At 73.2% G+C, this 21,315-nt stretch carries 21 protein-coding genes and 1 pseudogene; 12 read left to right on the top strand and 10 right to left on the bottom strand.

Features of this window, described 5'->3' with window-relative positions:
- The first annotated feature begins 356 nt into the window (after positions 1–356).
- Both ACFYNO_RS22575 and ACFYNO_RS22570 read left to right on the top strand, forming a co-directional pair.
- Positions 357–1,904 carry a DEAD/DEAH box helicase gene (locus ACFYNO_RS22575; RefSeq protein ID WP_388015149.1) on the top strand — a complete coding sequence of 516 codons (1,548 nt, stop codon included), beginning with the start codon at positions 357–359 and terminating at the stop codon, positions 1,902–1,904.
- Between the two features lie 151 nt (positions 1,905–2,055).
- Positions 2,056–2,436 (top strand): CBS domain-containing protein, encoded by a 381-nt coding sequence (locus tag ACFYNO_RS22570; RefSeq protein WP_388015146.1) that lies wholly within the window; start codon positions 2,056–2,058, stop codon positions 2,434–2,436.
- Between the two features lie 302 nt (positions 2,437–2,738).
- On the opposite strand, the pseudogene ACFYNO_RS22565 reads toward ACFYNO_RS22570, so the two are convergent.
- The 5 genes and pseudogenes from ACFYNO_RS22565 to ACFYNO_RS22545 all read right to left on the bottom strand — a co-directional run.
- Positions 2,739–3,035: pseudogene (locus ACFYNO_RS22565) on the bottom strand (MerR family transcriptional regulator); the annotation flags it as partial.
- A gap of 546 nt (positions 3,036–3,581) precedes the next feature.
- Entirely contained in the window at positions 3,582–3,974 is a 393-nt protein-coding gene (locus tag ACFYNO_RS22560) for a hypothetical protein (protein WP_388015144.1), read from the bottom strand.
- Between the two features lie 758 nt (positions 3,975–4,732).
- The gene (locus ACFYNO_RS22555; protein WP_388015141.1) at positions 4,733–5,140 is read right to left on the bottom strand and encodes a nuclear transport factor 2 family protein; all 408 of its coding nucleotides are present in this window, start codon (positions 5,138–5,140) and stop codon (positions 4,733–4,735) included.
- A 5-nt stretch (positions 5,141–5,145) separates the two neighbouring features.
- On the bottom strand, positions 5,146–6,000 hold the full coding sequence (locus ACFYNO_RS22550; protein WP_388015138.1) for an alpha/beta fold hydrolase: 855 nt from the start codon (positions 5,998–6,000) through the stop codon (positions 5,146–5,148).
- Positions 6,001–6,057: 57 nt separating this feature from the next.
- Positions 6,058–6,522, bottom strand: a complete 465-nt coding sequence (locus ACFYNO_RS22545; RefSeq protein WP_388015135.1) for a winged helix-turn-helix transcriptional regulator — start codon at positions 6,520–6,522, stop codon at positions 6,058–6,060.
- Between the two features lie 432 nt (positions 6,523–6,954).
- Here ACFYNO_RS22545 and ACFYNO_RS22540 point away from each other — a divergent pair, with 432 nt between their 5' ends.
- The 8 genes from ACFYNO_RS22540 (at position 6,955) to ACFYNO_RS22505 (ending at position 14,281) form a co-directional block, all read left to right on the top strand.
- The gene (locus ACFYNO_RS22540) at positions 6,955–8,058 is read left to right on the top strand and encodes a hypothetical protein (protein WP_388015132.1); all 1,104 of its coding nucleotides are present in this window, start codon (positions 6,955–6,957) and stop codon (positions 8,056–8,058) included.
- Positions 8,059–8,451: 393 nt separating this feature from the next.
- Positions 8,452–8,880: a nitroreductase family deazaflavin-dependent oxidoreductase gene (locus ACFYNO_RS22535; protein ID WP_388015129.1), complete on the top strand. Its 429-nt coding sequence runs from the start codon at positions 8,452–8,454 to the stop codon at positions 8,878–8,880.
- Positions 8,881–9,112: 232 nt separating this feature from the next.
- On the top strand, positions 9,113–9,583 hold the full coding sequence (locus tag ACFYNO_RS22530; RefSeq protein WP_388015127.1) for a YbaK/EbsC family protein: 471 nt from the start codon (positions 9,113–9,115) through the stop codon (positions 9,581–9,583).
- Between the two features lie 105 nt (positions 9,584–9,688).
- The gene (locus tag ACFYNO_RS22525) at positions 9,689–10,558 is read left to right on the top strand and encodes an alpha/beta fold hydrolase (protein WP_388015125.1); all 870 of its coding nucleotides are present in this window, start codon (positions 9,689–9,691) and stop codon (positions 10,556–10,558) included.
- A gap of 86 nt (positions 10,559–10,644) precedes the next feature.
- Entirely contained in the window at positions 10,645–11,277 is a 633-nt protein-coding gene (locus tag ACFYNO_RS22520; protein ID WP_388015123.1) for a hypothetical protein, read from the top strand.
- Between the two features lie 119 nt (positions 11,278–11,396).
- Positions 11,397–11,678: a pyrimidine/purine nucleoside phosphorylase gene (locus ACFYNO_RS22515; protein ID WP_388015121.1), complete on the top strand. Its 282-nt coding sequence runs from the start codon at positions 11,397–11,399 to the stop codon at positions 11,676–11,678.
- 79 nt (positions 11,679–11,757) lie between these two features.
- Positions 11,758–13,299: a D-alanyl-D-alanine carboxypeptidase/D-alanyl-D-alanine-endopeptidase gene (dacB, locus tag ACFYNO_RS22510; RefSeq protein WP_388015119.1), complete on the top strand. Its 1,542-nt coding sequence runs from the start codon at positions 11,758–11,760 to the stop codon at positions 13,297–13,299.
- Positions 13,300–13,369: 70 nt separating this feature from the next.
- Positions 13,370–14,281: a ribokinase gene (locus ACFYNO_RS22505; protein ID WP_388015116.1), complete on the top strand. Its 912-nt coding sequence runs from the start codon at positions 13,370–13,372 to the stop codon at positions 14,279–14,281.
- A gap of 24 nt (positions 14,282–14,305) precedes the next feature.
- Here the strand turns inward: ACFYNO_RS22505 and ACFYNO_RS22500 are convergent, their stop codons facing one another.
- Both ACFYNO_RS22500 and ACFYNO_RS22495 read right to left on the bottom strand, forming a co-directional pair.
- The gene (locus tag ACFYNO_RS22500; protein WP_388015113.1) at positions 14,306–14,725 is read right to left on the bottom strand and encodes a hypothetical protein; all 420 of its coding nucleotides are present in this window, start codon (positions 14,723–14,725) and stop codon (positions 14,306–14,308) included.
- Between the two features lie 160 nt (positions 14,726–14,885).
- A complete protein-coding gene (locus tag ACFYNO_RS22495; protein ID WP_388015110.1) occupies positions 14,886–15,200 on the bottom strand; it encodes a hypothetical protein in 315 nt (104 codons plus the stop codon).
- 161 nt (positions 15,201–15,361) lie between these two features.
- On the opposite strand from ACFYNO_RS22495, the gene ACFYNO_RS22490 reads away from it, so the two are divergent.
- Entirely contained in the window at positions 15,362–15,706 is a 345-nt protein-coding gene (locus tag ACFYNO_RS22490; protein ID WP_388015107.1) for a hypothetical protein, read from the top strand.
- Here ACFYNO_RS22490 and ACFYNO_RS22485 read toward each other — a convergent pair.
- Together ACFYNO_RS22485 and ACFYNO_RS22480 are read right to left on the bottom strand one after the other, a co-directional pair.
- Positions 15,685–17,091 (bottom strand): MFS transporter, encoded by a 1,407-nt coding sequence (locus tag ACFYNO_RS22485; protein ID WP_388015104.1) that lies wholly within the window; start codon positions 17,089–17,091, stop codon positions 15,685–15,687. The two genes, ACFYNO_RS22490 and ACFYNO_RS22485, sit on opposite strands and share 22 nt — an antisense overlap.
- Positions 17,075–18,928, bottom strand: a complete 1,854-nt coding sequence (locus ACFYNO_RS22480; protein ID WP_388015101.1) for a glycoside hydrolase family 15 protein — start codon at positions 18,926–18,928, stop codon at positions 17,075–17,077. The genes ACFYNO_RS22485 and ACFYNO_RS22480 overlap by 17 nt, the downstream gene beginning before the upstream one ends.
- Before the next feature lie 153 nt (positions 18,929–19,081).
- Here ACFYNO_RS22480 and ACFYNO_RS22475 point away from each other — a divergent pair, with 153 nt between their 5' ends.
- On the top strand, positions 19,082–19,282 hold the full coding sequence (locus ACFYNO_RS22475; RefSeq protein WP_388015098.1) for a hypothetical protein: 201 nt from the start codon (positions 19,082–19,084) through the stop codon (positions 19,280–19,282).
- A 17-nt stretch (positions 19,283–19,299) separates the two neighbouring features.
- On the opposite strand, the gene ACFYNO_RS22470 is transcribed toward ACFYNO_RS22475, so the two are convergent.
- Entirely contained in the window at positions 19,300–21,303 is a 2,004-nt protein-coding gene (locus ACFYNO_RS22470; RefSeq protein ID WP_388015095.1) for a LuxR C-terminal-related transcriptional regulator, read from the bottom strand.
- Positions 21,304–21,315 lie beyond the last annotated feature (12 nt).

The raw sequence follows: 21,315 nt of genomic DNA, 5'->3' as shown, positions 1-21,315 counted from the left end.
GGCACCCGCCTGGTAGCGAGGGGCCCGCACCGCGTACATGATGCCCGGTGCGGGCCCCTCGGCATTGCGCCACACTGCACACCCCGGCCGTTCAGGCCCCTGGCTCCGCCACCGGCGGCCATCCCCACGCGAGCCGCCCCGCGCCGCGTCCGGATCGGCGCCCTGCCGTGACACCCACGGTTCGAGGATCTTCGCTCCTTGCCTTCGCGGTGAGCGCGGACCTGAGGTGACGTGCCGCACGGTTTCACCGTCCACGCCCCGCCCTCTCCATACTTTCGGCCCGTTCCTCGCGATCTCCTGCCGGCGCCCCGCGCTGCGGAGCCGCCTCGCGACGTGCCGCCCCAGGAAGGTTTCCCATGAACCGCTCCACTCGCTCCCCGTACCGGAATACCAGCTCACGCTCCTCGGCCTCCGCCCGCTCCGGCAGTTCCCACGGATCCCGCTCCGGCGGCGGCTCCTTCTACGGTGACCGGCCCGCCGGCAGCCGGAACTCCCGTCAGGTCTCTTCGATGCAGGGTGAGTTCGCGATGCCGGTGAGCACCACCCCGGCGCTGCCGGCCGTCGAAGCGTTCGACGAGCTGGACATGCCGAAGGCGCTGCTGTCGGTGCTGACCCGGCAGGGCGTTACCACGCCGTTCCCGATCCAGGCCGCCACGCTGCCGAACTCGCTGGCCGGCCGTGACGTCCTCGGACGAGGCCGCACCGGCTCCGGCAAGACCATCGCGTTCGGTCTCGCCGTGCTGGCCCGCATTGCCGGCCGGCGCGCGGAGCCGCGCCGGCCGCTGGCCCTCGTGCTGGTTCCCACCCGCGAGCTCGCGCAACAGGTCACCGACGCCCTCACGCCGTTCGCCCACGCGGTGCGGCTGCGCATGGCGGCCGTGGTCGGCGGGATGTCGATCGGACGCCAGGCCCACGCTCTGAACCAGGGGGCCGAGGTGGTGGTCGCTACCCCCGGTCGCCTCAAGGACCTGGTCCAGCGCGGTGACTGCCAGTTGGACGGAGTGGGCATCACGGTCCTCGACGAGGCGGATCAGATGGCCGACATGGGCTTTTTGCCGCAGGTCACCGAGCTGCTCGACCAGGTCGCCGAGGGCGGCCAGACGATGCTGTTCTCCGCCACCCTGGACCGCAACGTCGACCGCCTGGTCCGCCGCTTCCTGAAGGATCCGGTCACGCACTCGGTGGACCCGTCCGCAGGCGCGGTCAGCACGATGGAGCACCACGTGCTGCACGTGCAGAACTACGACAAGGCCGCCACGATCGCACACATCGCCTCCCGCGAGGGTGGCGTGATCATGTTCATCGACACCAAGCACGGCGCGGACCGCCTGGTGGAGGACCTGCTCGCGAACGGGGTGAAGGCCGCCGCCCTGCACGGCGGCAAGTCCCAGCCGCAGCGCACCCGCACCCTGGAGCAGTTCCGCACCGGCCAGGTCACCGCGCTGATCGCCACCAACGTCGCCGCCCGGGGCATCCACGTCGACGGCCTGGACCTGGTCGTCAACCTCGACCCGCCGAGCGACCACAAGGACTACCTCCACCGCGGTGGGCGCACGGCCCGCGCCGGCGAGTCCGGCACCGTCGTCACCCTGGTGCTGCCCAACCAGCGCCGCGAGATGGCCCGCATGATGAACACGGCCGCCATCACCCCCGTCACCACCCGCGTCAGCGCCGGCGACGACGACCTGGCCCGCATCACCGGCGCCCGGGTGCCCACGGGCATCCCCACTGTGATTGCCGCCCCCGTCGTCGAACGCCCCCGCCGCAGCGCGTCCATGAGCCGCGGCCGCCGCGGCCGGGCCGCCCACGCGGGAGTCGACACCCGCGCTACCGCCACGAGTCGCGACGACAAGGGCTCGTCCGGCCGCCGCCGGGCACCGCGCCGCGTCGTCCTCGCCGCTTAGCACGTATGGGGGCGGGGACTGCCGCGCAGTCCCCGCCCCACCCCTCATCGAGCGAACAGCATTCTCAGTGCCGGCGCACCCACCGGCCGTCCCACCGTCAGCACTCTGCCCACCGCCGGTCCCGGCAGTGGATACGCGAAGGAGTCTGCTCATGACCATCACCCTCGAACGTACCGAGACCGCCGTCACGGTCGGCGACCTCATGAAATGCCCTGAGCTGCAGGTCAGCGACGACGTCATGGTCGACATGGCAGTGGACGTCCTGCAGAGCTCCGGCGCCGACCACCTCCTGGTCCGCGACGACGACGGCCGCTGTGCGGGGCTGCTGACACGCCTGCATCTCGCGCCGTTCCAGGCCCGCTCGTGGTACACCGAGCGGACCGCGGTGCGCGACATCGTCTTCGACCGTGGCCCGTTCGCCACCGCTGACATGCCCGCAGACGCGGCGGCCGCCGCCATGCGCGCCCGAGGCCTGGTCGCGTGGCCGGTGGTGGACCATGACGGCCACGCCGTCGGCCTGCTCAGCTTCTAGGGGCGTCCCGTCGGCGCCGACACGCCGGCCATCGCCCTGTCCGCTCGCAGTAGCCCTCACCGCTGCTTTCGGCCCCGTGTCCCGCCAGGGGGCCCTCCGGGCAGTGGACGCGCAGGTCGGTGCGGCCTCACACGACCCCCGGAATCCCGCGGCCCGGAAGCGGCTTCCGCAGGGGGAACCCTCACACAGCACCTGGTCGACGCCGGGGCGGTGCGGCAGGGCCGTGACCGGTGCGGCAGGTGCCGCGCGGGCCGGTTCGGCGCCCTGGTAGGCGGGTCAGGTGTCGGCGGCGGGTTCCTGACCGTGCTGGGGGAGCGCAGTTGCTCGTTGATGCGCAGCGCTTCTTCGAGTTGGTCTGCGAGGATGATGATGCGGCAGGCGGCGTCGATGGCGCTGCCCTGGTCGACGAGGTCGCGGGCGCGCATCGCGATCCGTAGCTGGTAGCGGGAGTAGCGGCGGTGTCCGCCCTCCGAGCGCAACGGTGTGATGAGGCCCGGCTCGCCGAGAGAGCGCAGGAAGCCGGGGGTGGTGCCGGTCACTGTGGCCGGCTTCCTTGTGTCCGCGTCGCCCCGGGGGTGGGGCGTGCGCGGATCGCGTATGCGTGACCGGAAACCACCGTCCTCGCCTTGGGGAGTGAGAAGGAGGCGGAGCGCTGGAGGGGCGGCAAACCGCGCGGCAGGTGCGCACCCCCGGTGACCGACATCCTTGCACCCGACTGGGCCTCGCCCTACCAGCAAGAACCGCTACACGAAACGGACTTGCACCTGCGGGTTCACGTTAACTACGCGGCATTGGAGTGCTGGCGTGGTGCTGGCACTGCTGTGGCTCTCCTCACGCCTGGATCGTCACCCGGGCTTCAAGGACTCCACGAAGATCAGTGCAGCTCAGCGGCCCCACCAGGGAGCAGGCGTGCTCCGCCTCGGGCGCTGCTGTGGGCCTGCTCCCAGGGCGTCAGCAGTCAGGTCGGGCATCCCGTGGGGGCGGTTCGCTTGCCCGCCGGCTCACGCAACACCTCGAAGCGGGCACACGGCCAGGACAACCGCCGGACCGTGTTGCCCGATCCGCGCCCGGTCGGGGAGAAAGGGCCACTGTCAGGGCCGCGTCGGTGTCCTTCCGGGGTGCGCTCTACTCAGAGGGCGGCGCGGTCATCGACGGCGGCCGCCGCCGATGTGGCGGTCGTTGGCCAGTGCGGTCAGCGGGCCGTACTCACAGGCGAGCTGATTCCACGTCAGAACCTCGCCACAGCGGGCCGGGAACGTCTTCGGGTCGAATTCGGGCATGGTCCAGGTGCCGGTGCCCCGGTCCCGCAGCCACAGATCCCCGTCACCGTCGACCACAGTCGGCGGGGCCGGTACGGGATCGGCCTGATCGATGGGATCCCAGGTGACCCGGCCGGGGTGGGAGACGCGGCGCAGCTCGGTGGTGGCCAGCCGTGCGGCCAAGTCGCGGGTGGACTCTTCGGTGTCCTTGACCGACGCGAGTCGGTATGCGTCGTCGAGGACGGGCAGGGCTGGATTCTGGCTGCGCTTGGAACTCATACGCTGGCTACCTCCGTAGGGGGCGCCACATCCGTTATGGCACCCCGTGTAGGAACACGGTATCCGAGGCGGGAGCCGCGCCGGGCTCTACCACCGTTCAGGTGGAGGAGGCCGGGCCGGTGGGGCCCGGTGGTGAGCCGGTCCCGGACATGACGCAGCCGCGGTGGTTCGGGGTGATGGCGATCCCTGAAAACGGCTCTGACCGGGGTTCCGTGAATGATCTTGTGACGAGGGATCAGATCTGCGGGCAAGGAGGGCCGAGTCATCGGCCGGCGGGGTTGCTCTGCTTGAATCTGCTGGTCACTAGCCTGCACTCATCGATAGGGAGCCATCCGTGACCTCCTCCGCGCTTGACCACGAGTCAGCCCAGATACAGAGGTCTCCCGCCGTGGGCCACGAGGCGGCCGAGGACGGACGTTTGTCGCGCTGAGCCCGGCCAGCGGTGACGAACACCTCCTGCGGCTCTACTGCTTGCCGCCCGCAGGGATGAGCGCCCCCGGCCACCCCGCGCCTCTTACCCGGTAATCACACCTACCCGCTCGACAACGTCGAGCCCTCAGCGCCCGGCTCTCCGCCGACATCGCCACCTCCTTGCGAGGGCGGGCGCGTCCAGCCAGCGGGGCCGGCTCACGTTCCGGGGGGTGACGGTGACCTGGTCCGGATACAACCGCGGCAGGCTCCGCGCCTGCACCCCCGCAGCGTCAGCATGAGCCGTCCGAGCTCAGGGGGACCGCAGAGGATCCTGGCCGGATCTGCCGTCAGAGCAGGGCGCTGGTCTCGACGGGTCCTGCCGTGATGTGCAGGCAGCGGACTCGCGGTGCCGCCTCGTCGCTCTGGTCGAGGTAGAAGATGTGCGTGAACGGGGCCCGCACGAGGTTGTCGGGTTCGGTCTTCTTGGCGATGGTCGCCTCGCCCCGAAGGATCAGCACGTCCCCGACGGTCCAGGTCTCGATCACCTCGTGCGTGGTGGTGAGCGGGGCGTCGATCTGCACGAAGAAGTCCTTGATGGCCTCGACTCCGTGGACGCGGGCCGTACCGAAGATCATCTCCGTGTTCTGGTCGAGGTTCGTGGCGAACGCGGTCGCGAATTCGAGGGTGTCGATCTCGTGCATGAAGGCGTTGACCCATCCGGGGGCCTCGCCGCGGTCGGTGGTGGTGGCGGTCATGCTGCTCAGATCCTTTCCAGCGCGGGGAGTTCGGCGAGGAAGGCGTCGATCTCGGCGTTGACGGCCTGCGGGTTCTCGCGGGCGGCGAGGTGGCCGGTGTGCGGCAGCACTCTGAAGGTGGCGGTGGGGATCGCGTCGGCCATCCGGCGCACGGCGTGCACGGGGAACTGGCTGTCCTCCTCGCCGGCGATCACGAGGACCGGGACGTGCTCGATCGTGGCGAGCAGGCGGTGCTCGTCGCGGCGGCCGATCAGGATGCTGCGCAGCGCCCAGGCGACCGACTTGGGGTCGTTGGTGAGCACGAACTCCAGGAACTCGACGAACTCCGGGCGTTCGGCCTCGGCGGTCGGCCCGGCGAACGCGCCGCGGGCCGCTGCCAAGGCCAGTCGAGGCATCTTCGAGTTCAGCGACAGGTACCCGGCCAGCGCGGTGGCCCAGATGCTCTCGAAGGTCGTGGGGAGCGAGGCGGTGCAGTTGATGCCGACCGTCCCTGCCGAGCGGTCCGGGTGGTAGGCCGGGAAGACGCCGGCCAGCATGCCGCCCCAGCTGTTGCCGATGAGGACAGCCTTGTCGATGCAGAGCGCGTCCTGGATCTCGACGAGCGCGTCGGCGCACTGCTCGAGGTCGATGATCCGGCGCAGGGCGTCGGACTTGCCGTGTCCGGGGCTGTCGACGAGCAGCACGCGGTGGGTGGGGGCGAAGCGCTCGTACTGGTAGCGCCACATGGTGCCGTCCATCATCAGGCTCGGCCAGAAGATCAGCGGCGGGCCGTCCGCCTTGCCGCCGTCGCGCACGTTGATCCAGCCGAGCGAGGTGGGGATGAGCCGTTCGGTGACGCCGTCGAGCCAGGTCGTGGTCATGGCGATTCCTCTCTGACGGGGATCGTTCTCCACTCTCTCGCTGGAAGCGTATTGCAACTAGTTCTCTTCTGCAACCAGTGGAACCAGGTTCGAGGCCAGGATCGGCCGGTGGCAGACGCTGCATGCCAGGTAGGGCTCGGTCTCCTCGCCGCAGACCGTGTGCAGCAGCGGCCGGCGCGGGCCGGCGTCGGCGGTCTGCGGATCCGGTCCGTGCTCCTCGGCCCAGCGGGTGATCGCCACGATCGCCGGCACGACCAGCTCGCGAGCGGCGTCCGAGAGCTCGTACTCGAACCACTGCTTGTCCTCGCGGTACGCCCGCCGCGTGAGCAGGCCCAGCTCGGTGAGGGTGTTCAGGCGCGCGGTCAGGATGTTCGTAGAGATGCCGAGCGCGCGCTTCAGTTCGCCGAACCGCGCGGTGCCGAAGAAGACCTCGCGCAGGATCTGATAGTTCCAGCGCTCCGAGATCGTCGCCAGAAACGTCTGGCCGTGCTGGAAGACGACGGGTTGCGAGTCGTTCGCCACGGGGGCTCCCTCCATTGCAGTTCGATACTAGTTTCATCATGCTACCGGCCCAGGGCGTCGGCGATCCGCCAGGCCGCGGCCCAACTCTGTTGATTCAAATCCCTCTTACGGTGAATGAAAGACGGGCTACGCGCATGGACCGGCGGTGGCCTGCGGATCTCCGGAACAGTGCGGCGGGGGCTCAGGTCTCGCTCCGGTGGAGATCATTGACGTCCATTTGCGGGCTCTGCTTGGCTATCGCATGTCAGGCGGCGGCTCGCCGAACCCCCAATGACGGCACGTCAGTTCTGCGTTTCCATGCCTGCGGACCCCACGCCGCGGGAGGATTCCCGGCGGCGTGCCGGAAGCCGCCGCCTGCGGCTCCCCATCCCCACGCACTGTCGCCGCACCCGACAGAGGAGCGGTCGGCAGGAAGAGAGAGGTTCCCACACGATGGGCGTTTCCTCCACGAACCGTTCGGCTCGCGCCAAGGCGCTGGCCGCGTTCAGCACGCTGGCCATCGCCGGCATCGCCTTCGCCGCCACCCCGGCGTCGGCGAGCCAGCCGGGCAACGAGCTCGCCGGCCCGTCGCACCCGTACCGGCACGGTATGGTCCAGGCGAAGGGCGTCAGCCCGGCGGCGAGGCCGCGGCCGAGCTCGAACCTGAAGTTCGGCGGCGGCGTCGACGGCATCGGTGTCACCACCGGCCCCCAGAAGGTCTACCTCGTCTTCTTGGGTTCTCAGTGGGGTACCCAGGGCACCGACGCGAACGGTTACACCACCCTGAGCGGCGACCCGAGCGGCATCGCGGTCCGAGCCCAGCAGCTCTTCAAGGGCCTCGGCACCAACGGCGAGGCCTGGTCCGGCGTGATGACCCAGTACTGCGAGGGCATCTCCGCCGGCTCCACCTCCTGCGGGACCGGCGGCACCCACGTCGGCTACCCGACCGGCGGTGCGCTGGCCGGCGTCTGGGTGGACACCTCGGCCGCCTCGCCCTCGCAGGCGACCGGCAACCAGCTGGCCCAGGAGGCCGTCAAGGCCGCCGGCCACTTCGGCAACACCACGGCCGCCGCCAACCGCGACGCGCAGTACGTGATCCTCTCGCCGACCGGCACCCACCCGGACGGCTTCAACACCTCCACCGGGCAGTTCTGCGCCTGGCACGACTGGAACGGCGACACCACCCTGTCCGGTGGCGCGGCCTCCTCGCCCTACGGCGACGTGGCGTTCACCAACGACCCGTACGTCACCGACATGGGTGCCTCCTGCGGCGCGAACTACGTCAACGCCGGCACCGCGGGCGCGCTGGACGGCGTGACCATGGTCTACGGCCACGAGTACGCCGAGACCGTCACCGACCAGAACCCGGCCGGTGGTTGGACCGACTCGACCGGCGCGGAGAACGCCGACAAGTGCGCCTGGAAGGGCACCGGCGGCGTCGGCGGCGCGCAGAACGTCACGCTCGCGACCGGCTCCTTCGCGATGCAGGGCACCTGGAGCAACGACTACAACGGCGGCGCGGGCGGCTGCGAGATCTCGCACCCGATCGTCCCCTGACCCTAGGGTCGGCCACTGAGTGCCCGGGCGAGCCGAACGGCTCGCCCGGGCACTCGGCTACCGGGCCGGGTACTCGCCGAGCGTGTTGGTGAACATGCCTGCGCGGCAGGTGAGTTCGGGACAGTCGCCGGCGGCGGTGGCGTCCGGCGGGGCGACGTTGCTGCCGGCGCAGACCGCGAGGGCGCCGTGGGCGAGGTAGCCGGCGGCGTTCGTGCCGTCGATGCCGCCGGAGGCGACCAGCGGGATGCCGGGGTAGGGGCCGTGCAGGTCCTTGAGGCAGATGGGCGATTCGTGTCGGGCGGAGGGGCGGTTCAGGTGTCCAACTGCCGCTGGACGGGGAGGTTGCCCTCCGTGGCCACGGATGCTAGTGGCGGACCAGAAAGGGAGTTCGACATGAGCGACGCACTCGACTTCAACGCGCGGACCATCGCCGAGTTCCGGGCGAACGAGGGCAGGGTCGGCGGGATGTTCGAGGGGGCTCCGCTCGTCCTGCTGCACCATGTGGGGCGCAAGAGCGGGCGGGAGTTCATCAGTCCGGTGATGTACCTGGCGCACGATTCGGACCCGGGGGTGATCTACGTGTTCGCGAGTGCGGGCGGGGCGCCGGCCAATCCGGAGTGGTACTTCAACCTGGTCGCGGCCGGGGAGGGCACCGTGGAGGTCGGGACCGAGGAGTACCGGGTGGCGGTGCGGGACGTGACCGGGGGCGAGCGCGACCGGATCTACGCCGAGCAGGCGGGGCGGTATCCGGGGTTCGCGGAGTACGCGGAGCAGACGGCGGGGGTGCGGACGATTCCGGTGCTGGAGTTGAGCCGGGTGTAGGGGGTGCTGGGTTGAACAGCTAGGGGAGAGGTGAGTGGCGATCATATAGTCGCCTCGCAAAGGAACTCACGCGCCGCCACGAGGGGCGCGTGAGGCAGCGAGCCTGCGGCGCGATCCCGCAGAAGTGGTGTTCGACGGCCCGACCCCATGGCCGGCCCAGATCCCTTCTCCTGATTGCCGAGGCACGATGTTCTCCCACAGCCCTGCTCCGGAAACGGCAGCGCCGCCCGACGTGTTCCAGCGGCTGGTCGACCTGTTCGGCGCCGGCTCGGTGCCGTACCGGACGATCCCGCACCAGCCCGAGGGGCGCACGGATGTCGCCAGCCGGCTGCGCGGGCATCCGTTGGCGCAGGCCGCGAAGTCGCTGGTGGTGCGGGTCGCGACGGGGAAGCGCTCGCGGCGGTACGTGCTCGCGGTGGTGCCCGGGGACCGGCGGGTGGACCTGCGGGTGCTGGCCGAGCACTACGACGGGCAGGAGGCCTCGTTCGCCAGCCGGGAGGTGGCGGAGCGGCTGGCGGGGAGTGTGAGCGGGTCCATCACGCCGTTCGCGTTCTCCGCCGAGCTGGACCTGCTGGCCGACGAGGGCCTGTTCGTGCATGACGAGATCTACTTCAACGCCGGCCGGCTCGACGTCTCGTTCGCGCTGTCGGCGGCGGACTACCGGGTGCTGGCCCGGCCCACGGTGCTGCCGATCGCGGCCTGAGCCGGGCCGAGCCGGGCCGAGCCGGGCCGAGCGGGCCTGCCCGGCCGGGGCGGGTGTCGGCAGTGGCCTTGACCAAGGTCTGGACCACTGCCGACAATCGTGATCATGCCTGGCTTCCCGTCCTACGACGACTGCGTGATCTGGTACGAAACGACCGGCGAGGGCGCGCCGCTGGTGGTGCTGCCCGGCGGACCGGGGATGGACGTGCGGTACCTGGGGGAACTCGCCGGAGTGGGCCGGGGGCGCCGGCTGGTCCGGGTGGACGCCCGGGCGGCGGGGCGGTCGGGGGTGCCGGCCGACCGGGGGACGGTCTCCTTCGTGGCGCAGGCCCGTGATCTCGAGGCGCTGCGCGTGCACCTGGGGCTGGAGCGGTTCCAGCTGCTGGCGCACTCCGCCGGGTGTCTGACCGCGCAGGAGTACCTGGCGGCGTTCCCCGGGCGGGTGACCGGGGCGGTGCTGGTGGCGCCGGTCGGGCGGGCCGGACGGGAGCCCGACGAACGGGAGTTGGCCGCGCTGCGGGCCGGGCGGGCCGGCGAGCCCTGGTACCGGGACGCGGCGGAGGCGGACCGGCTGCTGGCCGAGGGGGAGCGCGGTGCCGAACTCGCGGCGCTGCAAAGGCGGATACTCCCGTTCTTCTGGTACCGGTGGACCGCCGACCGGTCGGCCGAGTACCCGGCGGAGTACGCCTGCGCGCACCCGTGGCTGCGGGAGGCCTTCTATGCGGGCTCGGCCGATGAGCGGACCCTCGCCGAGCGGGTCGCACGGCTGGGCGCCGCGGCGACTCCGGTGCTGGTGCTGGCCGGTGCGGCCGACGGCATGGTCGGGACGGCGCCCGCGCGGGCGGTGGCGGCCGCGCACCCGGGCAGCCGGCTGGAGGTGCTGGAGCAGTCCGGCCACCGGCCGTGGGTGGAGGAGCCCGAGCGGTTCGCGGCGCTGGTCGGGGAGTTCCTGGCACTCTCGGAGCAGTGGCACTGAGCAGCTGATGTGGCATCATGCAGGGGAAACCACAGGTGACTTCGACTCCGCTCATTGCTGCAGCTGACACCCCGTAGAGGTGCACCATGGCAACGATCGATCCCCGTCGAGGCGTCGTGACCGGCGTCCCCCTTACCGATGTCGTGCAGCACGTGGTCAACGAGGCGCTGGGCCGGGTGCCGGGTGGCGCCCCCGCTCCGCGCACCCCCAGCACTCCCGTCGAACCGTTCTTCCGGGACGCGGACTTCGCCCGGCTGACCGCACTGGTCCACCGCCAAGGGGTGGGCGAGGTCAGGGTGGTGCGGGCGAACAGCACCAGCGGCGGCCCGACCGTCGAGGGGTTCGTCAGCAATGACACCGTCGAGATCGGCATCCTGATCACGGACGCCCAGGAGCCCGCCCTGCTGGCCCGCTACCACCGGACGGGCTCGCGCTTCCTGCGCGAACTCCACGCCCTGATCGACTCCGAGGACTTCGCGCTGAGAGGCGTGGAGGTCCGCGAGGGTTCGCTCTGGGTCTGGCTGAAGATCCAACTCAGGCGTGCCTGGGGCTGGTTGCGCGACAACAACGGGGTGCTGCGGTGGCTGCAGAGCCACAAGGAGGACGTGGCGTTCTGGACGGACACGATCGCCAAGTTCGTCCGGCTGGTCGGCAACCTGCTGAACCTGCTCTGGTGGTTCTTCTTCGGTGACGGCGGCCCGCTGCCGGGCTTCGGCTGACGCGCGCCCGGGGGCGGGCGGGGCCGGGCCGGTTCGGTCCGTGGACACGAGTTGCCCGGCCGCCGACCGGTGGGTGAGGATCCGGCCTGCCCATGTCACCCCGTCCCGGGAGCACGTCCATGTTCAAGGTCAACGAGTACTTCGACGGCACGGTCAAGTCGATCGCCTTCACCGGCGAGGACGGGCCGGCGACCATCGGGGTGATGGCTCCGGGCGAGTACGAGTTCGGCACCGCGAGCGTGGAGCTCATGCACGTGATCAGCGGCGCGCTCACCGTGAAGCTGCCCGGGGCGCAGGAGTGGGAGACCTTCGCCGCCGGCACCCGGTTCACCGTGCCCGGGCAGAGCACCTTCCAGCTCAAGGTGGCCGTGGAGACCGGCTACCTGTGCGAGTACCGCTGACGGCGGCGCGCCGCCGCGGTGACGGGGGAGGGCCGGGCGATGGTGGGAGCACCCTGGTCCGCCCACCCCCGGAGCCACCGTGTGGAGCATCCCCGTCCGGCGCGCCGCCGTGCCGCTGGCCACCGTCCTCGTCGCGCTGCTGCTGGCCGGCTCCTCGGCGCCGGGCGGCGCATCCCCGTCGCTGACGGGTGACCTGGACCGGCTGCTCGCCGACCCCCGGCTGGCCGGCGCCGAGGTGTCGGTGCTGGTGGCCGACGCGGCGAGCGGCGAGGTGCTGTACCAGCACGACGCGGACGCGCTGCTGCTGCCCGCCTCGACGCTGAAGACGGTGACGGCCGCGGCCGCCCTGGAGCTGCTGGGCGAGGGGCACCGGTTCACCACCCGGGTGCTGGCGGCCGGCCCGCAGAACGGCGGCGGACGGCTCGACGGCGACCTGGTGCTGAGCGGCGGCGGCGACCCGAGCCTGCGGGAGGCCGACCTCGACGCCCTCGCCGCCCGGGTCGCGGCGGGCGGGGTGCGGGAGGTGACCGGCGCCGTGCTCGCCGACGCCTCGCGCTACGACGCCGTGCCGCTGGGCGCCGGCTGGGCCTGGGACGACCAGGCGGAGTACTACAGCCCGCAGATCTCCGCGCTCACCCTCACCACCGACGCCGACGACGACGTGGGCAGCGTGCGCCTGACGCTCACGCCCGCCGGCACCCCGGGCGGCGGCCCGGCGGCCGTCCGGGTGACGCCGGACCAGGCGCCGGTGCGGGTCGGCGGGCGGGTGGCCACCGGCGCGCCCGGGAGCGCGGACACCGTCCGGGTGGACCGGCGGCCCGGGTCGAACGAGCTGCTGCTCTCCGGCAGCCTGCCGGCCGACGCCGGGCCGACCGACGAGTGGGTGGCGATCGACGACCCGGCGCGCTGCGCGGTCGCGGTGTTCGCCGCGGCGCTGGCCCGGCACGGCGTGGCGGTGCGCGGCGGGGTCCGGGAGGAGCCCGGGCCGGCTGCCGGTGCGGCGCTGCTCGCCGCGCACGATTCGGCGCCGCTGGGCGAGCTGCTGGTGCCGTTCCTGAAGCTCAGCAACAACGGCATCGCCGAGCACCTGGTGAAGGAGATCGGCGCGGTCCGGGCCGGCCAGGGCAGCTGGGCGGCCGGGCTGGCGCAGCTGGACGGCTTCCTGCGGGCGCACGGGCTGGCGGTGACCCCCGCCCGGCAGGTGGACGGCTCCGGGCTGTCGCGGCAGGACCTGCTGACGGGCCGGCGGCTGGTGGCGCTGCTGGAGTTCGCCCGCAGGCAGCCGTGGTTCGCCGCCTGGTACGCGGGGCTGCCGGTGGCGGGCGACGACCGGCGGATGGTCGGCGGCACGCTGCGGTCGCGGATGCGCGGCACGGCGGCCGCCGGGCGGGTGCACGCGAAGACCGGCTCGCTGACGGGGGTGGAGGCGCTGGCCGGGTACGTGGAGCGGGCGGACGGGCGGACGCTGGCGTTCAGCGTGGACGTCAACAACTACGTGGGCGGGGAGGTGCGCCCGCTGGTCGACGCGGTGGCGGTGCGGCTGGCGGGCGGCGGGGGCGGGCTCAGGTCCGTTCCGGCGGGGCGGGGGTGCGCGCACGACTGGGAGGGCGGGTGCGGGTGATGACGGTTCGCCGGGTCACGGGTTCCGTCCGTGGCATGGTGGGGGAGAACGATCTCCCGGAGGAGTGCAGATGCCGTCCATCACCGTCGTCGGTTCGGTCAACCGCGACCTCGTCCTCACCGTGGCCGAGCTGCCCAGGCCCGGCGAGACGGTGCTCGCGCACGGCTTCGTCGAGGGCCCCGGCGGCAAGGGCGCCAACCAGGCCGTGGCGGCCGCCCGGCTCGGCGCCGAGGTGCGGCTGGTCGCCCGGGTGGGCGCGGACGCCGGGGCGATCCTGCGGACGCTGGCCGCCGAGGGCGTCGCCGTGACGGAGGTGCGCACCGATGCGCAGGCCGGCACCGGGATCGCCTCGGTGGTGGTGGACCGGGCGGGCGAGAACACCATCGTGGTGAACCCGGGCGCCAACGCCGCGCTCTCCGTCGACGACCTGCCGCGGCAACTGGCCCGTACCCAGGGCGAGGTGGTGCTGGTGCAGCACGAGATCGCCGCCGAGGTGGTCGCCGCCGCCGTGCTGCGGGCCCGGGAACAGGGCGGCACGGTCGTGCTCAATCCGGCACCCGCCCGGTCGGTCGCCCCCGAGGTGCTGGCCGCCGTCGACGTGCTGGTCCCCAACCTGGGCGAGCTGGCCGCGCTGCTCGACGCACCCCGCCCGTCCGGCGTGGCCGGTGCTCGCGAACTGCTGGAGCGGGGGGCGGAGTTGCCCTGCGCTGCGGTGCTGGTGACGCTGGGTGCGGACGGGGCTCTGCTCAAGCAGCCCGGCCGGCCTGCCGTCCATCTGCCCGCCCCGGTGGTGGAGGTGGTGGACACCGTCGGCGCCGGGGACACCTTCTGCGGCGCCCTCGCCGACTCCCTCGCCCGCGGCGCCGACCTGGCCGCCGCCGCGGAACGCGCCGTCCGGGCCGCCGCGTTGGCCGTCACCGGGCTCGGCGCGCAGTCCTCGATGCCGTACGCGGGCCAGCTGGACGCCGGCGCTGCCCACTGATCCTCAGCAGCGGCAGGCCGCAGGTCAGTCCTGGGCCGGGCGCGGCGGCGGAGGGTGCCGGATCGTCAGGTCGCCCATCCGCAGCACGGCGATCGCGTTGCCGCTGCTCTCGATGTGCACGTCGCCGATGATCACGGTCCCGTGGTCGCGGGCCGACGCGCTCAGCGCGACCAACTCCCTCAGCTGGGCGACGACCTGTGCGCGCCCTGCGTCGTCCAGCTCCTCCAGCAGGTCCTGGAAGCGGGTCTGCCAGGAGGCGGCGGCCTGCTCGACGCCGCCGGGTCCCGCGCTCGCCACCTCGGCGGCCGTGCGGTCCAGTCGCTCCCGGCCGCGCTGGACGAGCCGGGCCGCCTTCTCCCGGACCTCGCGCCAGGCATCCGTGCCGGCCGAACTCGCCACCGCCGCTCCGGCCGCCCTCGCCAGGTCGATCAACTCGGGATCCATGCGGTGCCGCCCCCAGGTCCAGCGGGAGCGAACGCGCTTGTCCGGCCCCTCTGTTGGGATTCTACTGCGGGGCGGCCGGTCACCGGTTGGGCCTAGCCCGGGGCAGGGCGGCGCGGGGCCGCCGCCGCCCTGCCCCGGAGGTCGTCGTGCCGCCGAGCCGTTACGAGGCGTCCGCCTCCTCCCGAAGCGCCTGCAGCGCCCGGCCGAGCACCCTCGCGCGGAACGGGTTCGAGGCGTCCAGCGCTTCGGCCACCGCCACCGCCTCCTCGAGCAATGCGCGGCGTGCGGTGTGGAGTTCACGCAGTCGCTCCGAGCGCGCGGCCTCCACCAGCAGGTAGGCGAGCTTTGATCCGTAGACGGCCGGGTTGACTTCGGTCAGTGTCCGGTACACCCACAGTCCGTCCCGTCCGCGCAGCACTCGTCGGTTGGTGCCGAGCAGCTTCACCCGTGCGCGGAGTACGGCGTCCTGATTCATCGATCCCCTTCACCTCGGCACCTCCCAGGGCCTTCCCGCCGGCGGCGGGTCAGCACGACGTACCTGCCGGGGGCTGAGAAGAGCCACCGGCAGGGCGGTCGGGTAAGTGGATGGGGTCGAGTCTGCGGTTCGCGGGGAGGCGGGGACAAGGGTGGGGATGCGTGCGCTCCGTCCTACCGGCAGGGCCTGCGAGCAGGCATGATGGAGTCGACACTCTGCTTCCGTCGCTCCCGTGCACCTTCCCCGAACTCACCCGCAAGGGCGCCTTCTTCGCCTACTCGCACCGCTGGTCGCACGGCCGGGACGAGAACGACGACCTGCTCGCCACCCCGCAGGCCGCCCACTTCACGCCCGTGCAGCGGCAGTTGCTCGGCGCCCGGCTGGCCGCGCCCGGCCAGGTGCCGGGGGACCACCAGTGGGGCCACCACCCGGAGACCACTCCGCTCCACGGCTACCTCCGGGAGCGCGGCCTCCTCGACCCGGACTACCCGCCGCTGCGCCCCTGACCCGCACCGCGCCCGTGGGGCAGCAGCAGGGCCGCCAGCAGGCCGAGCACACCGAAGGCCGCCAGCACGGCCATCGCCGCCGCGTAGCCGTGCTTGGTGAGCTCGGAGACCAGGATGGTGCCCGCGATGGCCGTGCCCAGCGAGGAGCCCAGGTTGGAGATGCTGCGGGAGAGCCCGGAGATCTCGCCCTGCCGGCTGTCCGGGAAGGCGGACTGCACCACGTTGACGGAGGGCGTCAGCATCAGCCCGACCCCCAGGCCGATCAGCAGCAGTCCGGGCAGGAAGGCCCAGACCCCGCCGAACGAGCGGACCAGGAGGAGCAGCAGCAGGATGCCCGCCACCGTGATCGCGAACCCGGCTACGATCAGCGTGCGTTGGGCCCGGCGCCTGGCCAGCCGTTCGGCGGCGAGGGAGGAGGCGAGCAGGCCGGCGGTGGCCGCGGTGAAGACGCCGCCGGTGGCGATGGCGCTGTAGCCGCGCACGACCTGGAGGTAGGCGCCGATGGTGAAGGAGACACCCATCAGCACCAGCCACTGGGAGTTCTGGGTGACCAGGCCGAGGTTGGCGGTGCGGTCGTGGAACAGGCTGGTGGGCAGCAGGGGTTCGCGGCCGGTCCGCTCCCGGCGGCGGATCCAGCCGAAGAAGCCGGCCAGCACCGCCGCGCCCGCCAGCAGCAGCGCCAGGGTGGCCCACCGGTTGGTGTCGGCGGCCAGGATGCCGGAGACCACCAGCACCAGGCCGCCCGCCGAGAGCACGGCGCCGACGGTGTCGAAGACGGTGCTCGGGTCCGGCGGCCGCGGGTCCTCCAACGTCCGGGTGAGCAGCAGGATCAGCGCGATCACCAGGGCCTGGAAGACGAAGTTGGCGCGCCAGCTGATCGCCGAGGTGAGCAGGCCGCCGATCAGCGGGCCGGCGGCGGCGCCGATGCCGCCCAGCGCCATGATCGCGCCGAACGCCCGGGCGCGGTTGGCGGTTCCGGTGAAGAGCAGGGTGGTGAGCACGTAGACCGGCGGGATCAGCAGCGCGGTGCCGACGCCCTCCAGGATCGAGTTGCCGAGGATCAGCACCCCGAGCCCGGGGGCGGCCGCGCTGAGCAGCGCGCCGACGCCGTAGACCACCAGGCCGAGCATCAGGCAGGGCTTGCGGCCGAAGCGGTCGGTCAGCTTGCCGCCCGGGATCATCAGCGCCGCCATCACCAACAGGAAGACGGTGATCGCGATCTGGACGCCCTGGGCGCTGGTGTCCAGGTCCTTGCTGATGTCGTTGATCATCACGTTCATGCTGGAGCCGGCGAAGCTGCAGATGAACTGGGCGAGGGCCAGCGGGACCAGCACCCGGCGGGCCGCCGCGACCGGCACCGACGGCGCGTCAGAGGAGGTGGTCATGGCGGTCCAGCTCCCGGTCCAGGGCCAGCGCCGCGTCGATCAGCGCCAGGTGGGTGAACGCCTGCGGGAAGTTGCCCAGTTGCTCGCCGGAGGGCCCGATCTCCTCGGCGAAGAGGCCGACGTGGTTGGCGTAGGTGAGCATCTTGTCGAAGGCGTACCGGGCCTGGTTCAGCCGCCCGGCCCGGGCCAGCGCCTCCACGTAGAGGAAGCTGCAGAGGTTGAAGGTGCCCTCGGAGCCGCGCAGGCCGTCCGGGGAGGCGGCCGGGTCGTAGCGGTAGACCAGGCTGTCGCTGACCAGTTCCTGGTCCATCGCGTCCAGGGTGGAGAGCCAGTCCGGGTCGGTCGGCGAGAGGAAGCCCACCTTGGGCATCAGCAGCAGCGAGGCGTCCAGCACGTCGGTGGCGTAGTGCTGGGTGAAGGCCCGCCGTTCGGCGTTCCAGCCGCGGTCGACGAGCTGGCGCAGGATGTCGTCCCGCACCCCGGACCAGCGGTGCAGGTCGGCGGGGCGGGCGTGCTTGCCCGCGATCCGGACGGCGCGGTCGAAGGCCACCCAGCACATCAGGCGGCTGTAGGTGAAGTCCTGGCGCCCGCCGCGGGTCTCCCAGATGCCTTCGTCGGGCCGGTCCCAGTTGTCGGCGAGCCAGTCCACCAGCCGGGAGAAGGCCTGCCAGCCGCGCAGTGCGCCCATGTCGCCGTCCCCGGCGGCGAAGGCGTAGGCGGCCTCGCCGTAGATGTCGAGCTGGAGCTGGTCGGCGGCGGCGTTGCCCGCGCGGACCGGGAACGAGCCGCGGTAGCCCTCCCAGTCGGCCAGTACCTCCTCGCTCAGGTGTGGATCGCCGTCGATCCGGTACATGATCTGCAACGGCTCCGCCCCGGCGCCGGCCGCCTCGATCCGGTCGCGCACCCAGTGGCGGAAGGCCAGCGCCTCCTGCTCGAAGCCGAGTTCGATCAGGGTGTGCACGGAGAGCGAGGCGTCCCGGATCCAGGTGTAGCGGTAGTCCCAGTTCCGCTCCCCGCCGACCTGTTCGGGCAGGCCCATGGTGGCGGCGGCGATCAGCGCGCCGGTCGGGTGGTAGCTGAGCAGCTTCAGGGTGATCGCCGAGCGGTCCACGATCTGCTGCCAACGCCCGTGGTAGCGCGAGGCCTTCAGCCAGCGGTACCAGAACTCCCGGCACTGCTCGAAGGCGGCGAAGGCCCCGTCGTCGGTCGGCGGCGAAGGCCGGCCCTGGCCGCCCGGCGGCCGGGTGGTGAGCTGAACGGCCGTCAGCTCACCCGCGCCCAGCACGAATCGGCTCACCGCGTCGGTGCCGTCCGCGCTCAGCTCGGCCGGGCCGGTGCTCTGCAGGAACAACTCCTGGTCCGGGCCCTGGAAGTGGGCGGTGTGCCGGTCCGGGAGGGCGAGCCGGTGCGTGCCGCGGCCGTAGTCGAAGCGCGGCCGGCACTCCAGCACGAACGGCACCCGGCCGCGCACCACCCGTGCCACCCGCAGCAGTCGGTGCTCGGGGCTGGGCACCGGTGAGGTGTCCGGGAGCATGAAGTCGACCACCTCGGCCACGCCGTCCGGGGAGAGGAAGCGGGTGACCACGATCGCCGTGTCGGCCAGGTAGAGCTGCTTCACCTCGGCGTCCGGCACCGCCTCCCGGTCCACGGCGAGCCGGCAGTGGCCGCCCTTCGCGCGGTCCAGCAGCGAGGCGAAGAGGCTGGGCGAGTCGAACCGCGGGGTGCACCACCAGTCGATGTCGCCGGCCGTGGAGACCAGCGCGGCGGTCTGCAGATCGCCGACGATGCCGTGCTCGGCGATCGGCGGATAGGTACCGGTCGGGGGCTGGGTACTCATGGCGGTCTCCCCAGGAAACGGCGGGTGCTGTGCCTGCCCGGCCAGGCTAGGGACCGGCCGGGGGCGGGCGGATCACCCGGCCCGGGTGATGTGGCGCGCCCGGGCGCGGGCGGAGGCTGGTCGCCACCGGGGCAGCAGGAAGGGAGCGGGCCGGTGCGCTACGAGATCCGGGTTGCCGGGGTGCTCCAGGAGACCACCCGCCGGGAGGGCTTCCCCGAGCTGGAGAGCGTGGTGATGGCGGGGCAGACGGTGCTCTTCGGCGAGGTCGTCGACGAGGCGCACCTGTACGGGCTGCTCACCCGCTTCCAGTCGCTGGGGCTGACGGTCACGGAGTTCCGCAGGCTTCCGGAGTAGGCCCACCAGCACGGCGGTCAGTCCTCCTCCAGCAGGTGCAGCCGCTCGGCCGCGCGCACCGCCTCCCGGCGGCTGCCGGTGGCCAGCTTGCGGTTGATGCTCTTCAGGTGCGTCTTCACGGTGTTGGGCGAGACGACGAGCTCCTCGGCGATCTCCTGGACGGAGAGCATCCGGGCCGCGCACCCCAGCACCTCCCGCTCGCGTGCGGTGAGCCGCTCCACCGGTTGCGGCGCGGCCGCCTCGGCGGGCAGCAGGTCCGCGGGCAGCCACGGGTGCTCCCGGGCCAGCTCCGGACGGCGCCGCAGCCCGCGCCGCACCCACCCGGCCGACTCGCGGAACGGCCGCCGCAGCCGCTCCGGCCGCGCCGCGGCCAGCGCCTCGGCGAGCAGCCGCAGGCCGTCCGCCGCCTCCGGCCCGGGCTCGGCCTGGGCGAGCAGCAGCAGCGCCCGGGCCCGGGTGGCACTGCCCACCGCCGGATCGGCGCGCAGGGCACGGAGCTGCACCAGGGTGCGCCGCCGGTCCCGGCCGGCCGCCAGCCGGGCCCGGGCGGCGACCACGACGGAGTCCGGCGCGCTGGTCGGCACCCCGTCCAGCGCGGCGACCGCCGCCTGTGGCCGCCCGGCGGCCAGGTGCGCGGCGCAGGCGGTGACGGCCAGCCGCTCGCGGCCCCAGGCGGAACGCCGCCCCACCGTGTCCCGAACCTCCGCCAACACGGCGAGGGCGGCCGCGGGTTGGCGCTGCGCCAGGTGGAGCTCCGCCCGCACCACCGCGCTGCCGAGTGCCACCACGGGGTCGCGTCCCGGCGCGGCGGCCAGCCGGTCCAGCGCCGCGCGGGCGCCGGCCGGCTCGTCGCGCTCCAGGGCGGCGGCCGCCAGCACCAGGTCGGCGACCTCGGTGCGGCTGTCGGGCGGCAGGCTGGCGCGCTCGGCCTCCCGGTCGGCCGCGCGCACCCGGCGCTCGGCCCGGCCCGGCCAGCCGCGCAGGCAGTCGATCAGCGCGAGCCGGCAGAGCGCGTCGTGGCGCAGCTCGGCGGTGGCGGGCGAGGCCGGCACCCGGGCCGCCGCGTCCAGCGCCTGCCCGGCCTCGGTCAGCCGTCCCTGCCAGAGCAGCGCCGACCCCCGGTCGGCGTCCACCAGCGGCAGCAGCTCGGGGTGCCGGGCCAGCGGGCCGGGCGGTGCCCGGTGCGCCAGCTCGTGGGCCCGGCGGGCGGCCCGGTCGGCGAGCGCGGCCGAGCCGAGCAGCCGGCCGGCGTCGGCCCGGAGGAAGGCGGCGGCGAGCTGCGCGGGCACCTCCGGCGGCAGGCCGGGCTCGGCGCGCTCCAGCACCCGCAGCGCCGTCCCGGCGTCCTGCTCGGCCAGGTGCACGGCGGCCCTGACCAGCTCGGCGGCCGGCTCCCGCACCCCCGGCGGCATCCCGGCGAAGAGCGCCCGCAGCCGGGCCGCGTCCCGTCCGGTGAACAGCTCGCCCACGGCCAGCTGGTCCACCAGCAGCTGTGCCGCCAGCCCCCAGGCACCGCCCTCGGCGGCGTGGTCCAGCGCGGCGCGGTACCGCCCGTGCGCGGCCAGCCAGTGCGCGGCGCGCAGGTGCAGCAGGTCGATCCGCTCCGGCGCGGTGGCCCGCAGGTGCAGCCGCAGGATGCCGCCGAACATCGGGTGCAGCCGGTACCAGCCGTCCGGCAGCGCCTCGGTGAAGGCGTTGGCCCGGTGCAGCCGCTCCAGCACGGCCCGGCCGTCCCGGCGGCCGGTGAGCGCGTCGGCCAGGTCGGGGTGGACCCGGGCGAGCAGGCTGCAGCAGAGCAGCAGGTCCTGGGTGGCGGGCGGCTGGGCCCGCAGCACCTCGGCGAGCAGGAAGTCGGAGACGGCGGCCTGCTCGGCGTCGATCCGCTTCAGGTAGGCCTCGGCGTCCTCGCTGCGCCGGGCAGCGAGCGCCAGCAGCCGCAGGCCGGCCGCCCAGCCGGACAGTCTGCGGTGCACGGCGGCCACCGCCTGCGGGCCGGGGCGCAGCCCGTGCCGGGCCAGCACGGCGGCGGTCTC

The sequence above is a fragment of the Kitasatospora sp. NPDC006697 genome (assembly GCF_042869935.1).
Classification (GTDB): Bacteria; Actinomycetota; Actinomycetes; order Streptomycetales; family Streptomycetaceae; genus Kitasatospora.
The sequence above is the reverse complement of the archived record's forward strand: the minus strand, read 5'-3'. Positions and strand labels throughout refer to the sequence as shown.

Bases quoted from the DNA above. Each gene is read 5' to 3' on its own strand.
- ACFYNO_RS22575 (WP_388015149.1), top strand. From the start codon at position 357: ATGAACCGCTCCACTCGCTCCCCGTACCGGAATACCAGCTCACGCTCC.
- ACFYNO_RS22570 (WP_388015146.1), top strand. From the start codon at position 2,056: ATGACCATCACCCTCGAACGTACCGAGACCGCCGTCACGGTCGGCGAC.
- ACFYNO_RS22560 (WP_388015144.1), bottom strand. From the start codon at position 3,974: ATGAGTTCCAAGCGCAGCCAGAATCCAGCCCTGCCCGTCCTCGACGAC.
- ACFYNO_RS22555 (WP_388015141.1), bottom strand. From the start codon at position 5,140: ATGACCGCCACCACCACCGACCGCGGCGAGGCCCCCGGATGGGTCAAC.
- ACFYNO_RS22550 (WP_388015138.1), bottom strand. From the start codon at position 6,000: ATGACCACGACCTGGCTCGACGGCGTCACCGAACGGCTCATCCCCACC.
- ACFYNO_RS22540 (WP_388015132.1), top strand. From the start codon at position 6,955: ATGGGCGTTTCCTCCACGAACCGTTCGGCTCGCGCCAAGGCGCTGGCC.
- ACFYNO_RS22535 (WP_388015129.1), top strand. From the start codon at position 8,452: ATGAGCGACGCACTCGACTTCAACGCGCGGACCATCGCCGAGTTCCGG.
- ACFYNO_RS22525 (WP_388015125.1), top strand. From the start codon at position 9,689: ATGCCTGGCTTCCCGTCCTACGACGACTGCGTGATCTGGTACGAAACG.
- ACFYNO_RS22520 (WP_388015123.1), top strand. From the start codon at position 10,645: ATGGCAACGATCGATCCCCGTCGAGGCGTCGTGACCGGCGTCCCCCTT.
- ACFYNO_RS22515 (WP_388015121.1), top strand. From the start codon at position 11,397: ATGTTCAAGGTCAACGAGTACTTCGACGGCACGGTCAAGTCGATCGCC.
- ACFYNO_RS22505 (WP_388015116.1), top strand. From the start codon at position 13,370: ATGCCGTCCATCACCGTCGTCGGTTCGGTCAACCGCGACCTCGTCCTC.
- ACFYNO_RS22500 (WP_388015113.1), bottom strand. From the start codon at position 14,725: ATGGATCCCGAGTTGATCGACCTGGCGAGGGCGGCCGGAGCGGCGGTG.
- ACFYNO_RS22495 (WP_388015110.1), bottom strand. From the start codon at position 15,200: ATGAATCAGGACGCCGTACTCCGCGCACGGGTGAAGCTGCTCGGCACC.
- ACFYNO_RS22485 (WP_388015104.1), bottom strand. From the start codon at position 17,091: ATGACCACCTCCTCTGACGCGCCGTCGGTGCCGGTCGCGGCGGCCCGC.
- ACFYNO_RS22480 (WP_388015101.1), bottom strand. From the start codon at position 18,928: ATGAGTACCCAGCCCCCGACCGGTACCTATCCGCCGATCGCCGAGCAC.